This window comes from Serratia sp. EC4, assembly GCF_059652115.1.
In genome coordinates, this window is sequence record NZ_JBNIDE010000003.1 from 85,344 (window position 1) to 98,857 (window position 13,514).

The 13,514-nt window shown below is 58.1% G+C and carries 14 protein-coding genes and 1 other annotated feature; of the genes, 2 read left to right on the forward strand and 12 right to left on the reverse strand.

The features are described 5' to 3' along the window. Nucleotides 1-6 precede the first annotated feature (6 nt). The 7 genes from pheS to ACP39K_RS10520 all read right to left on the reverse strand — a co-directional run bounded on the left by pheS (nucleotide 7) and on the right by ACP39K_RS10520 (nucleotide 5,435). A complete protein-coding gene (gene pheS, locus ACP39K_RS10490; protein WP_004931416.1) occupies nucleotides 7-990 on the reverse strand; it encodes a phenylalanine--tRNA ligase subunit alpha in 984 nt (327 codons plus the stop codon). A gap of 186 nt (nucleotides 991-1,176) precedes the next feature. Continuing rightward, nucleotides 1,177-1,299 (reverse strand) — a sequence feature (Phe leader region). Then, complete coding sequence (gene pheM / locus ACP39K_RS10495) at nucleotides 1,251-1,295, reverse strand: pheST operon leader peptide PheM (protein WP_121626058.1); 45 nt, start codon at nucleotides 1,293-1,295, stop codon at nucleotides 1,251-1,253. It overlaps the preceding feature by 45 nt. A 113-nt stretch (nucleotides 1,300-1,412) precedes the next feature. Further along, entirely contained in the window at nucleotides 1,413-1,769 is a 357-nt protein-coding gene (gene rplT, locus ACP39K_RS10500) for a 50S ribosomal protein L20 (RefSeq protein WP_004931417.1), read from the reverse strand. Nucleotides 1,770-1,813: 44 nt separating this feature from the next. Continuing rightward, nucleotides 1,814-2,011 carry a 50S ribosomal protein L35 gene (gene rpmI / locus ACP39K_RS10505; protein WP_004931418.1) on the reverse strand — a complete coding sequence of 66 codons (198 nt, stop codon included), beginning with the start codon at nucleotides 2,009-2,011 and terminating at the stop codon, nucleotides 1,814-1,816. A gap of 98 nt (nucleotides 2,012-2,109) precedes the next feature. Further along, entirely contained in the window at nucleotides 2,110-2,661 is a 552-nt protein-coding gene (infC, locus tag ACP39K_RS10510) for a translation initiation factor IF-3 (protein ID WP_048233542.1), read from the reverse strand. Nucleotides 2,662-2,664: 3 nt separating this feature from the next. Beyond that, nucleotides 2,665-4,593: a threonine--tRNA ligase gene (gene thrS, locus ACP39K_RS10515; protein ID WP_025159696.1), complete on the reverse strand. Its 1,929-nt coding sequence runs from the start codon at nucleotides 4,591-4,593 to the stop codon at nucleotides 2,665-2,667. A gap of 218 nt (nucleotides 4,594-4,811) precedes the next feature. Next, a complete protein-coding gene (locus ACP39K_RS10520; protein WP_497008472.1) occupies nucleotides 4,812-5,435 on the reverse strand; it encodes a hypothetical protein in 624 nt (207 codons plus the stop codon). A gap of 246 nt (nucleotides 5,436-5,681) precedes the next feature. Here ACP39K_RS10520 and ACP39K_RS10525 point away from each other — a divergent pair, with 246 nt between their 5' ends. Both ACP39K_RS10525 and ACP39K_RS10530 read left to right on the forward strand, forming a co-directional pair. Further along, nucleotides 5,682-5,879: a hypothetical protein gene (locus ACP39K_RS10525; protein ID WP_050072186.1), complete on the forward strand. Its 198-nt coding sequence runs from the start codon at nucleotides 5,682-5,684 to the stop codon at nucleotides 5,877-5,879. A gap of 107 nt (nucleotides 5,880-5,986) precedes the next feature. Beyond that, on the forward strand, nucleotides 5,987-6,673 hold the full coding sequence (locus ACP39K_RS10530) for a MarC family NAAT transporter (protein WP_016927970.1): 687 nt from the start codon (nucleotides 5,987-5,989) through the stop codon (nucleotides 6,671-6,673). Nucleotides 6,674-6,710: 37 nt separating this feature from the next. Here ACP39K_RS10530 and ACP39K_RS10535 read toward each other — a convergent pair whose 3' ends face one another. The 5 genes from ACP39K_RS10535 to ACP39K_RS10555 form a co-directional block, all read right to left on the reverse strand. Beyond that, entirely contained in the window at nucleotides 6,711-7,844 is a 1,134-nt protein-coding gene (locus ACP39K_RS10535; RefSeq protein WP_115116604.1) for an ABC transporter substrate-binding protein, read from the reverse strand. Nucleotides 7,845-7,994: 150 nt separating this feature from the next. Beyond that, nucleotides 7,995-9,278 carry an SLC5/6 family protein gene (locus ACP39K_RS10540; protein ID WP_033640513.1) on the reverse strand — a complete coding sequence of 428 codons (1,284 nt, stop codon included), beginning with the start codon at nucleotides 9,276-9,278 and terminating at the stop codon, nucleotides 7,995-7,997. 257 nt (nucleotides 9,279-9,535) lie between these two features. Further along, complete coding sequence (locus tag ACP39K_RS10545; RefSeq protein WP_033640514.1) at nucleotides 9,536-10,873, reverse strand: c-type cytochrome; 1,338 nt, start codon at nucleotides 10,871-10,873, stop codon at nucleotides 9,536-9,538. 12 nt (nucleotides 10,874-10,885) lie between these two features. Next, on the reverse strand, nucleotides 10,886-12,667 hold the full coding sequence (locus ACP39K_RS10550; protein WP_004931432.1) for a GMC family oxidoreductase: 1,782 nt from the start codon (nucleotides 12,665-12,667) through the stop codon (nucleotides 10,886-10,888). A gap of 2 nt (nucleotides 12,668-12,669) precedes the next feature. Then, on the reverse strand, nucleotides 12,670-13,395 hold the full coding sequence (locus tag ACP39K_RS10555) for a gluconate 2-dehydrogenase subunit 3 family protein (protein ID WP_033640515.1): 726 nt from the start codon (nucleotides 13,393-13,395) through the stop codon (nucleotides 12,670-12,672). Nucleotides 13,396-13,514: the final 119 nt, after the last annotated feature.

Here is a 13,514-nt window from a genome sequence, read left to right on the forward strand (position 1 = left end):
CCCGCCTTACTTAAACTGTTTGAGGAAACGCAGATCGTTTTCGAAGAATGCGCGCAGATCGGTGACGCCGTAACGCAGCATCGTCAGGCGCTCCATGCCCATGCCGAAGGCGAAGCCGGAGTAGACTTCCGGATCGATGCCCACGTTGCGCAGCACGTTTGGATGCACCATGCCGCAGCCCAGCACTTCCAGCCACTTGCCGTTCTTGCCCATCACGTCCACTTCAGCGGACGGCTCGGTGAACGGGAAGTAGGACGGACGGAAACGAACCTGCAGGTCTTCTTCAAAGAAGTTGTTCAGGAAATCGTGCAGCGTGCCCTTCAGGTTGGTGAAGCTGATGTCTTTATCGACGATCAGCCCTTCCATCTGGTGGAACATCGGGGTGTGAGTCTGATCGTAGTCGTTACGGTAAACGCGGCCCGGCGCAATGATGCGGATCGGCGGTTGTTGGTTCTTCATGGTGCGGATCTGCACGCCGGAAGTCTGGGTGCGCAGCAGGCGCGTGGCGTCAAACCAGAAAGTATCGTGGTCGGCGCGCGCCGGATGATGCCCTGGAATGTTCAGCGCGTCGAAGTTATGGTAATCGTCTTCAATCTCCGGGCCCGTGGCAACGGAAAAGCCCAACTCGCCGAAGAAGGTTTCGATACGGTCGATGGTGCGGGTCACCGGATGCAAACCGCCGTTCTCCATGCGACGGCCCGGCAGGGAGACGTCGATGGTTTCAGCCGCCAGGCGCGCGTTCAGCGCGGCGCTTTCCAGCGCGTTCTTACGCGCGTTCAGGGCGTCCTGCACTTCTTGCTTGGCCTGGTTGATCACCGCGCCGGCCGCCGGACGGTCTTCCGCCGGTACGTCACGCAGAGACTGCATCTGCAAGGTGAAATGACCTTTCTTGCCAAAATATTCGACGCGCACCAAATCTAACGCGGCAACATCCTGGGCATCTTCTACGGCTGCCTTGGCATTGGCAACCAGCTCTGCGAGATGTGGCATTGCTTTCCTCTTCCTCTGGCCGGGATGGCCCTAAGTAATTGTTATCTATTATTCGAACACGCCTTTGAGCAATCTTCAAAGACTTTTCAATGCGTTGTCGACCAGGTGACTCACCTGCGCGGCACAGGGCCGGCTGAGTGTCTGCCCCCTCGCCGCAGCAATGTGCAAGGCGAGGCGATGGCCAAAAACAAAAAAGCCTCCACGAGGGAGGCTTAGGCGCTACTTTTCGTTTCTTTTCTTACGCGCGAAGCCTCCTGAAATCAGGCGCTAAAGTAAAAAAAGAAACGAAAAATAGCTGCGTGCATGATTGCGGTACCTTGTCGATGATTGTCCACCAGTGATATAGCGGCGGGCAATAAAAGTCAATATTTGTCGCTGAAAACAAAGATTAAAAGAGGGAGCAAGCTCCCTCTTCAACTGACTTACGCCAGAGCTGCTTTCGCTTTCTCAACCAGTGCGCCGAAGGCCACTTTGTCGAAGACTGCGATGTCAGCCAGGATCTTACGGTCAATTTCGATCGACGCTTTTTTCAAGCCGTTGATGAACTTGCTGTAAGACAGACCGTTCTGACGAGCAGCTGCGTTGATACGTGCAATCCACAGCTGACGGAACTGACGCTTACGTTGACGACGGTCACGGTAAGCGTACTGACCTGCTTTGATTACTGCCTGGAAGGCAACACGATATACGCGCGAACGGGCACCGTAGTAACCTTTCGCCTGCTTCATGATTTTCTTGTGACGTGCGCGTGCAATTACACCACGTTTTACGCGAGCCATATGCTCTCTCCTAAAGTCTTATTCTAAATTCAAAAAAAAATGGCTTATGCGTACGGCAGGCACGCGGTAACCAGGACCAGATCGTTTTTAGACACCATGCCTTTCGGACGCAGGTGACGTTTACGCTTGGTTGCTTTTTTGGTCAGAATATGACGCAGGTTGGCATGTTTACGCTTAAAACCACCGCTGCCGGTTTTTTTGAAGCGCTTGGCTGCACCACGTACAGTTTTAATCTTTGGCATTTTAATTAAATCCACTTCGCATTGTTAAACAACGAATCAGTTGGGCGAATAAAACCCACACAGCGCAAGCGCCGCGCGGGTTCCATTACTTGTAAGCCTTACTGTTTCTTCTTAGGAGCGAGCACCATAATCATCTGGCGGCCTTCGATCTTCGTAGGGAAGGATTCGACCACTGCCAGATCCATATCTTCGCACAGGTCTTTACGGACGCGGTTAAGCACTTCCATACCGATCTGCTGGTGCGCCATCTCACGCCCGCGGAAACGCAGGGTGATTTTGGCTTTATCGCCATCTTCCAGAAAGCGAATCAGGTTGCGTAGTTTGACCTGATAGTCGCCATCATCGGTGCCAGGACGGAATTTGATTTCCTTGACCTGAATAACTTTTTGCTTCTTCTTCTGTTCTTTCGTCGACTTGCTCTTCTCGTAGAGGAATTTGCCGTAATCCATGATTCGGCAAACTGGCGGTTCGGCATTTGGGCTGATTTCTACTAAATCAACGCCCGCTTCCTCAGCTTTTTCAAGAGCTTCATTCAGACTGACAATACCAATCTGCTCGCCATCGACGCCGGTTAGGCGAACTTCTTGCGCGCGAATTTCTCTGTTAATGCGATTAGGACGCGCCGGTTGAACTCGTTTTCCGCCTTTAATACTTTATTCCTCCAGTTGATGAAGACTACGGCTGCGAATCTCTTTCAGCAGCTTGTCTACGACTTCGTTTACGTCCAGGCTTCCCAGGTCTTTGCCACGGCGGGTACGAACGGCAACTTTGCCTGCTTCGACCTCTTTGTCGCCGCACACCAACATGTAAGGGACTCGACGTAAAGTATGTTCGCGAATTTTAAAGCCAATCTTCTCATTTCTCAAGTCCGCTTTCACGCGAATGCCTGCATCCTGCAGTTTTTTGGTCAATTGCTGGACATAATCAGACTGGCTGTCGGTGATATTCATCACCACCACCTGCACCGGAGCGATCCAGGTCGGGTAGAACCCGGCGTATTCTTCGGTCAGGATACCGATGAAGCGTTCCATGGAGCCCAAAATGGCGCGGTGAATCATTACCGGCACGACGCGATCGTTGTTTTCGCCAACGTACGATGCGCCCAAACGGCCCGGCAAGAAGAAATCGAGCTGCACGGTACCACATTGCCATGCGCGATCCAAACAATCATGCAGGGTAAATTCAATTTTCGGTCCGTAGAAGGCGCCCTCGCCCGGCTGGTATTCGAACGGAATGCCGTTCTCGGTCAGCGCGGCGGCCAGGTCTTCTTCCGCCCGGGTCCACATGTCGTCGGTGCCGATGCGTTTTTCCGGGCGAGTCGACAGCTTGACGGCGATCTTGTCGAAACCGAAAGTGCCGTACACGTCATACACCATGCGGATGCATTCGTTCACTTCGGCGCGCACCTGCTCTTCGGTACAGAAGATGTGGGCGTCATCCTGCGTGAAGCCGCGCACGCGCATCAGGCCGTGCAGGGAACCCGACGGCTCGTTGCGGTGGCAGCTGCCGAATTCGCCCATGCGCAGCGGCAAATCGCGGTACGACTTCAGACCCTGGTTGAAGATCTGCACGTGGCCCGGGCAGTTCATCGGCTTGATGCAGTATTCGCGGTTTTCCGACGCGGTGGTGAACATGGCGTCTTTGTAGTTTTCCCAGTGGCCGGTTTTTTCCCACAGCACGCGGTCCATCATGAACGGACCTTTCACTTCCTGGTACTGGTACTCTTTGAGCTTCATGCGCACGAAGGCTTCCAGCTCGCGGAAGATAGTCCAACCGTCGTTGTGCCAGAACACCATGCCCGGCGCTTCTTCCTGCATGTGATACAGGTCGAGCTGTTTGCCGATCTTGCGGTGATCGCGCTTGGCCGCTTCTTCCAGACGTTGCAGGTAGGCGTTCAGCTGCTTCTTGTCTGCCCAGGCGGTACCGTAGATACGCTGCAGCATTTTGTTTTTGCTGTCGCCGCGCCAGTAAGCGCCGGAGGTTTTCTGCAGCTTGAAATGGTGGCAGAAACGCATGTTCGGCACGTGCGGACCGCGGCACATGTCGACGTATTCTTCGTGGTGATACAGGCCAGGACGATCGTCATGGCTGATGTTCTCATCCAGGATCGCCACTTTGTAGATTTCGCCGCGCTCGGCGAAGGTGTCGCGGGCTTCTTGCCAGCTGACCTTCTTCTTGATGACGTCGTAATCCTTATCGGCCAACTCATGCATCCGCTTTTCCAGCAGATCCAGGTCTTCCTGCGTCAGAGTGCGGTCGATATCCACGTCATAATAGAAACCGTTGTCGATCACCGGACCGATCGCCATTTTGGTATCCGGCCACAGCTGCTTGATCGCATGACCCAGCAGGTGCGCGCAGGAGTGGCGCATGATTTCCAGACCGTCTTCGTCTTTGATAGTGATGATGGCCAGCTGCGCATCCGATTCGATCAGATCGCCGGCATCAACCAGTTCGCCGTTGACGCGGCCGGCGATACAGGCTTTCGCCAGGCCAGGGCCGATATCGCGCGCGACATCCATCGGGGAAACGGGGTGGTCGAAATGACGCTGACTACCGTCAGGAAGAGTAATAACAGGCATTAATAATTCCTTATCTACAGTGGTGACCCACACGACAGATCACATGCAGTACGAAAATTGGGTTTTGGGTTTGGTCAGCCAGGTTTCAGATCTCGCCCACAATTGCCAGATTGAAACCTCACTGGGTATACAGAATGGAACGCATACCTTCTCAGCCGCATTCGGCTAAGCGAATAGTATCACTAAAATTGTTCCGGATAAATAAAGCGCCGCCGCCGTCACACTTTCGCTTCATCCGGCGCAAAAACGCCTCTCATGTAGCTGAGAGTGGCCAACAGGCACAGGCCATAGCCCAGCAGTTCGCAGCCCTCTTCCACCATGTTTTTCACCACCCGGTTGTAGCCGTCCAGCATCAGCGTTTGCCACAGCGCGCTCATGCCGAACAGGCGTGAAAACACCAGAATGCACAGCAGGCCGGCGCACATCATGCCGTAGCCGGGATGCGTCGCGAAATAGGCCAGGCCGCGCACCGTATCCGCAATATGCCGTGCCGCATGCCACAGGCAGGCCAAGGCGACCGCCAGCGCGAACCACACCCAGGCGCCGTGCCACAACGCATCGAAAGCGAAGTCCATCTCGCGGATCAGCATGCAGAGAAAGAAACCGCCGACCAGCATCCAGGCGGAGCGGCGTTCCACCTGCCGCCGGGCCGCGGCGAAAAAACTGCCGGAGATGGCGAGCAGCAACAGTTCCTGCGCCGCTTCGGTCAGCGAGGTTTCATGCACGAAGTTATGCAACCAGTGCACATCGATAAACACCAGGCCGACCAATGCCGCCATGAAGGCGGCGGAAAGCGCGAATGCGCTGATTTTCCCCAGTAAAAATTTCAGTTCGTCTTGCATAATCAATCTCGTTATCGTTTTAAAGCGCGCCTATGGTAGGCAGCTGAGCCTGTGGGGTGTAGCAATTGGTGCGCAACGTCGGCCTTTACCGGTCAACTGCGGCGAAAAAGGCCATAAAACACAAAAACTGCGCATTTCTTCTGAGCGCAGGCCATTTTGTCGCCGTTGTCGGTGATGCCGCCGCCTCGCGTGGCGCGCTCTGCCGCCAGCCGCTATCCTGAAAGCTGTCCGTTCCAATCGAGACTTATGCAGAACATGAACCGGTTACTTGCGGTCCTCGTCGTGGCATGCGCGGTATTGGCGATGCTGCATGGGCTGATGCATTTTGGCGTGCGTTCGGCGCCGCGGGCGATTGCGGTCAACGAAGCGCCGTTGGGATGTGAGGATGAACCTGAGCTCGCCGGCGAGTGCAACGGCAATGATGAAACGCCGGCCGACGGTTAATTAACGTTACGAGCTATCCCCATTGCCGCCAGGCACGCGGCAGGCTAGGCTGTTTAGCTCATGGGCCGCCGCTTGGCGGCCTGAACGTTGCACAGGGAGTCTACTTTATGACGGGTATTTTGCAGTTATTCCAGGCCATCGGACTGGGTTTGGTGCTGCTGTTGCCGCTGGCCAACCCGCTGACCACGGTGGCGTTGCTGCTCGGCTTGTCCGGCAATATGACGCGCGAAGAGCGCAATCAGCAGTCGCTGATGGCCTCGGTTTATGTGTTCTGCATCATGACGGTGGCGTTTTACGCCGGCCAGGTGGTGATGAACACCTTCGGCATTTCGATCCCCGGCCTGCGCATCGCCGGCGGCCTGATCGTCGCCTTCATCGGTTTTCGCATGCTGTTCCCGCAGCAGAGCCCCGAAGACGCGCCGGAGGTGGAGAGCAAGTCGCACGAGCTGCGCCACAAGACATCGGCCAACATCGCCTTCGTGCCGTTGGCCATGCCGAGCACCGCCGGGCCGGGCACCATCGCGATGATCATCAGCTCGGCGTCGAGCGTCAAAGCGAACTCGCTGGGTTTTGAACCCTGGGTGTTGGCCGTGGCGCCGGTCGCCATCTTCCTGACGGTCGCGGTGATCCTGTGGGCCTGCCTGCTCAGTTCCGGCGCCATCATGCGGTTGGTGGGGAAAAGCGGCATCGAGGCGATCTCGCGCCTGATGGGGTTCCTGCTGGTGTGCATGGGCGTACAGTTCATCATCAACGGCGTGCTGGAGATCATCTCCACCTATACGCCGGCCGCCTGATCATACAAAACGGGCGCGATCGTCGCGCCCGTTGCCGTTATTTCCCCGCCGGCGCCTGCGCGCCCAAAATGCCCTTGCCTTCCGGCACTTCGGTAAAGCGACTGAGGATCTCGCTGTAGGTCTTGGCCGGCTCCAGATCCGGGAACTGCGCCGGATAGATAAACTTCGCCAGATACTCCAGCCCCACGATGTTGTACGGGTGGTTGTAGAAGTTATGGTAGATGCCGTAGAACCGCCCTTCCTTCACCGCCGACACCTGCGAGAACCCCGGGCGCTGTTTCATGCGGTTGAAGGCCTCATCCACCTGTTGCTGCGTCACGCCATAGCCGAACGGCACCGCGGCATTGGTCTTGCTGGCCCACTGTGAGCCGGAAACGATGTAGGCGTCCGGTTTCATGGCGATCACTTTTTCCAGCGCCACGTCGCCGGTCGCGCCCGGCAACAGCGCAGAGCCGATGTTGCGCGCGCCGACCGCCTCGACCAACGCGCCCCAGCCGACGTGCGCATGGGTGAAGCAGCAGGATTCCAGACCATTCAGACCTGCCTTGGCTTCGAAGAACACCAACGGCTTGGGCTCCACCGCCTGCGTTTTGGCCAGAATGGCCTGATAATGCTGCTGATAAAAATCGGTATATTGCTTGGCTTCGCTTTCGCGGTTGAGGGTTTCCCCCAACAGCGTCACGCTTTTCGGCGTGTTTTCCACCGGCTTGAGCATGGTATCGATAAACAACACCGGCACGTTCAGCGCCTTCAGCTTATCCAGCACGCCGGTTTGGCTCAGCGAAGGCTTGGAGCGCAGCTGGGCGATCATCAGATCGGGGCGCTTGGCGATCACGCTCTCCAGATTCACTTCGCCTTTATCGCTGAATCCCATGTCGATGATGTTTTTCGCCGCCGGCCATTTGCTCTGCAAGATATCCCAGGTCGCCGCGTCGCTTTTCTTCAGCAGGTTATTCCAGGCCACCAGCCGGCCGAACGGGTTGGCGCGATCGAGCAGCGCCAGCGTGAGAATGTCGCGCCCGTCCTGCACCACGATGCGTTTCGGCTCCTGCTGGAGGGTGACCGTCTGGCCGGAGGTGTCGGTCAGGGTCAACGGATAGGTAGTGGCCATCGCCGGAGAGGCGAGCAAGGCGGCGCAAACCAGCGCCGGCAAAGTGATTCGACGGTGCACGAAAAACTCCTTGGTCATGAATACATTCAGAAAATACTAATGAGAATGGCTTGCATTATCAAAGGTAACGCCCGGCATGTCGGCGATTAATTGCAAAGGGATGTGTAAAGGAAGGATAAGAGGCGCGCCGGAAGCGGCGCGCCCAGAGGATCACATCAGGCCGTAGATCAGCGCCGACAGCGCAATCAGGCCCATCACCAGCACGAAGACGTTGCTCGCCGCGCGGTACTGGCGCATGGCCGGCACCGCACGCACGGCGTACATCGGCAGGATAAACAGGATCGCCGCAATCAGCGGGCCGCTGATGGTTTCGATGATGTGCAGCGCGCTGGGGTTCCACACCGTCGCCGCCCAGGTGAGCAGGAACAGCGACGCCGCCGAGATGCGGTGCGTCATGCGCGAGGTGAGCGGCTTGCCGACCGCGCGCGTGACGCCGTCGATCAGGCTGGTCGCCCCTTCCGTCACCCCCAGCGAAGTGCCGAGATAGGACTTGGCCATCGCCAGCATCGCCATCACCGGGCCAAGGTAGGCGATCAGCGGGTTGGAGAACTTGTTGGCCAGCGTAGTCAGCACCGTGATGTTCTGCTCTTTCGCCTGCAGCATGTCTTCATGAGACAGGCTCAGCACGCAGCTGAACACGAAGAACAGCACGGTAACGCAGATCAGCACATAGCTATAGCGCATGATGCGCGCGCAGCGGCGTTCCGCCTTGTCGCCGTACAGGCTCTTCTGGGTCGAGGCGAAGGAAGAGATGATCGGCGCATGGCTGAAGGAGAACACCATCACCGGCACGGCCAGCCACAGCGAATGCCACAGCCCCGGCGTGTCGAAGCGGGTGGCGGCCAGGCCGTGCACGAAGTTGGCGGTATTCCAGCTCGGCATCAGATAGAGCGAAATGCCCATCAGGAACACCAGCAGTGGGAACACCAGCATGCCCATCGCCGCCACGATGCTGTCTTTGCCGCGCAGCAGCACCAGATTGAGCACCACCACCACCGCCAGGCTCAGCCAGATGCGCGGCAGCGGGGCCACGTGGAACTGATGGATCAGGAAGCTGTCCAGCGCGTTGGTGATCGAAATGCTGTACACCAGCACGATCGGGAAGAACGCCATCAGATACAGCATCATGATGATTTTGCCGGCCAGCACGCCGAAGTGTTCCACCACCACATCGTGAATGTTGCCATCGCGGCTGGAGCCTGAAAGCACGAAGCGGCTGAGCGCGCGGTGCGGCAAATAGGTCAGCGGGAAAGCGAACAGCGCCATCAACAGCAGCACCAGCGGGCCGTTCAGGCCGGCGTTGATCGGCAAGAACAGCGTACCGGCGCCCACCGCAGTCGCATAGAGACCGAACATCCAGACGGTGTCGGTTTTGTTCCATTTGGCAGTCTGAGCGGCCGTCAGCGTGCCTGAATCGGGAGAAATCGTACTCATGAGACAGTCTACCTTAATCTGCGGCGACAACGATTGCGCCTAACGGGATATCCTTCTCCGCGAGTTTTTTAATAATAATCAGTGAATTAAAGCGATATTTCATACTTACGCCTGATGAAAGGACGGCAAAGGATAATGAAAAATCCGCTGCGGGTCTATGTTTTATCGGCTGAATGAACGATTTGCGAACACATTGTGCTGAAAAAAACGGCGCGCTCAGTAAAAACTAAGGGCCCCTTGCGGAGCCCTTAAGCGGTTTATTTCTTCGCGTCCGGATGGTCCGGCACCTCGGCGCTGCCCATCTCCTTCTCGTCGCGGATCATCGAGCGATCTTTACGCACGTCGGCTACGTCGGAAGCGCTCACCGGTTTGGCGCTGTTACCCCAGCTGGAGCGGATGAAGTTCACCACGTCCGCCACCTGCTGATCGTTCAGACGCCAGCCAAACGGCGGCATGGTGATGTTGGATACCGCCCCCTGCACCGCCGGCGTAGTGTTGCCGGTCAGCACGATGTGGATCAGCGAGGTCGCGTCCTCGGTCTGCACCACCGGATTGCCCTTCAGCGACGGGAAGGCGCGCTTGTAGCCCACGCCGTCGGTGCGGTGGCAGGCCGCGCAGTTATCGACATACAGCGCCGCGCCGGGCTTGCTGTCGTCGCCGCGCCACAGATCCTTGGCCACGCTGTCTTCGACCGGCGCCGCCTGCTGCTTGCCGTCTTTCGGCGGCAGCGATTTCAGGTAGCGCGCGATGGCGGTCAGATCGTCGTCGCTCAGGTATTGCAGGCTATGCTCCACAACGTCGCTCATGCCGCCGAACACGATCGCCTTGTCGTTACGGCCGGTTTTCAGGAACTCGGTCAGCTCGGCTTCGCTCCAGCTGCCCAGGCCATCCTTGCGGTCGCCGCGCAGGCTGGAAGCCACCCAACCATCGATCGGCGCGTTGCTGCCGGACAGGTAGTCGTCGCTTTCGCTGTTGCTCAACGCTTTTTCCTGCATGGTGATGCTGCGCGGGGTATGGCAAGCGCCGCAGTGGCCCAGGCCTTCCACCAGGTAGCGGCCGCGTTCAATCACCGGATCGGCCTTGGCGTCGGCAACGAAGTCCGCCGGCGACGGCGCAAACATGCCGCGCCAGATGCTCAGCGGCCAGCGCATCGACAGCGGCCACGGGATGTCGGAGTCCTTGTTGGCCTGTTCCACCGGCTGCACACCGTGCATGAAATAGGCATACATGGCGCGCATGTCGTCCTCTTTCACCAGCGCGAACGACGGGTACGGCATCGCCGGGTACAGGGTGCTGCCGTTTTTGGCTACGCCCTTACGCACCGCGTTGTCGAAATCCTCGAAGCTGTAATCGCCGATGCCGGTTTTCTTGTCCGGCGTGATGTTGGTCGAGTAGATGGTGCCGATCGGCGTCTCCATCGCCAGACCGCCGGCGAAGGTTTTGCCACTCTTGCCATCGGTATGGCAGGCCACGCAGTCACCGGCGCGCGCCAGGTACTCGCCGCGCTTGATCAGCTCGCTGCTGACGGTGGCGTCCTGCGCCCAAACGGAAAAACTCACTGCACTGAGAACCAGTGCCGGTACAAATGCTTTCATCGTTCGCCGTCCTTATGCCTGCACCAATGGGCCTGGGTTTTTCAGATACTGCTCGCGAATGGCGCGGGCAGACCAGTAAGCCAGCGCCGCCACGGTGCCGGTCGGGTTGTAGCCCAGCCCTTGCGGGAAGGCCGATGCGCCGATCGAGAACACGTTGTGCACGTCCCAGCTCTGCAGATAGCGGTTGACCGCGCTGGTCTTCGGATCTTCCCCCATGACCGCACCGCCGTTCATGTGGGTAGTCTGGTAGCTGGTGGTGTCGAAGTGGCTGTTGGCGTTTTTCGGGCTGCCGGCGATCAGTTTCGGGTTCATCGCCTTGGCGATCGGCGCCATCTTGTCGTACATGAACTGCGCCATCTTGATGTCGTTTTCCTGCCAGTCGAACGTCATGCGCAGCAGCGGCTGGCCGAACACGTTCTTGTAGTTGGGATCGAGATCCAGATAGTTGTTGCGGTACGACTGGTGCGCGCCGTGGGCGTCCATCGAGACGTGATGGGTATAGGCATCCGCCACCGCCGCTTTCCACTTGCTGCCCCAGGCCGGGGTGCCCGGTGGGGTCGGCAGGCCGGAGATCGGCTTGGTGCCCGCCTGGTTGACCCAGAACGGCGAACCGCCGACGAAGCCTTCTTTGGCGTGATCGAAGTTATCGGCGTTGAAGTCATCCACGCCCACGCCGTTGCCGCCGGCGCCGATGAACGGGTTGGTGAACACGTCTTTATCGAAGAACGCCTTGATGGTGGTCATGTTCTGGTAAGCGAAGTTGCGCCCGACCACGCCTTCGCCGGTTACCGGATCGTAAGGCTTGCCGATGCCGGACAGCAGCATCAGGTGCACGTTGTGGAACTGGAACGCGCCCAGGATCACCAGATCGGCCGGCTGTTCAATTTCGCGGCCCTGCGCATCGACGTAGTTCACGCCGGTGGCGCGGGATTTGTCGTCGGTCAGGTTGACCTTCAGCACGTTGGCGTTGGTGCGCAGCTCGAAGCGTTTCTCCATGCGCAACGCCGGCAAGATGTTGACGTTCGGCGAGGCCTTGGAATACATGTAGCAGGCGTAGCCGCTGCAGAAACCGCAGAAGTTGCACGGGCCCATCTGCGCGCCGTACGGGTTGGTGTAAGAATCCGAGGTGTTGGCGGACGGCAGGTTGTAGGGGTGGTAACCCACCTCCAGCGCCGCTTTCTCGAACAGCTGAGCGGAGTAGGTATTTTTCTGCGCCGGCAGCGGGAAGTCGTCGGAGCGATCCGGCGCAAAGCGGTTACCGCCCTTCTGCGCCACTTTCTGCCCTTTGATGGTCCAGGCGGTGCCGGAAGTGCCGAACACTTTCTCCGCCTTGTCGAAGAACGGCTCCAGCTCGTCGTAAGTCACGCCGAAGTCCTGGATGGTCATGTCCTTCGGAATGAAGTTTTTGCCGTAACGCTCTTCATAATGGCTGCGCATGCGCAGTTCGATCGGATCGACGCGGAAATGCACGCCCGACCAGTGCAGGCCGGCGCCGCCGACGCCGGTGCCCGGCAGGAACGCCGCCAGCTGGCGGTAAGGCACCGCGGTCTGGCTGCTGTTATGGCGAATGGTGACGGTGCTTTTCGACAGATCCTGGAACAGCTTGCGGCGGATGTTATAGGTCAGCTCGTCGATCACCTGCGGGTAAGAACCGTCCGGATAGGTGTCGCGCATCGGGCCGCGCTCCAGCGCCACCACGTTGAGGCCGGCCTCGGTCAGCTCTTTGGCCATGATCGCGCCCACCCAGCCGAAGCCGACGATCACCGCGTCTACTTTTTTCATTACCGTTGCCATGGTTAGCCCCTCTCCCCACGAATCGAGACCGGCGGGAAGGGATAACGCTCCCCTCGCTCAACCCAGTCCATAAAATCGGCGCGCGCGCCCGGAAAATTAATCAGCTTCCAACCCACCATGTCTTTGTTGCCGCCATGGATAGGATCGCTGAAGAAACCTTCACGGGTGTTTTGCAGCAGATAGGAGAAGAACAGTTTCGACGGCAGTTGCTGGAACTCCGCTTCGCCGGACTCGAACTTTTGCAGCAGGGCGTCCTGCTGCGCGCCATCCAGTTCGGCGAAGGGCTTGCCGGCGTTTTTCTTGCTGTAGGCGTCGGCGTCTGCGATGCCGAGGTTGTAGATTTGTTTGGGCACCAGCGGCAGCTGATAGCCCATTTCCTTCGGCACATCGGGGTTGAACGGCCCCTGCATGTACCAGATGGAACCGGTGGCGTACGGGGTATTCATCTGGCGATCGATAAACTCCGGCACGCCGGCTTCCAGCGCGCCGGGGCCGCGTTCGTCGGCCGGGATCAGGCGCGCGACGGCAGCCTTGATGAAGGCCCACTCTTCCGGGGTGAAAAAGGTCGGTTGGTAATCGTTCTGCGTTGAGGTGTTCGAGGCCGCGACCGCCGGTGTCGGTGCCGTCAGCGCGCCAACGCCGCTGCCACCAATTACCGCCGCAGGAATTAAGGTCATCGATTTCAACAAGAAATCGCGCCGCGAATTGTTGGTTTTATGATTCGACATGTCACATTCCATCCAAAGATAGTCACAACTATTTAACCGCAACCTTGCGATCGATACGGGTTTTTAAAATAATTTGTTACTTATTTGTATATTTATTGAAGGTCAGAATGCGCACAAAA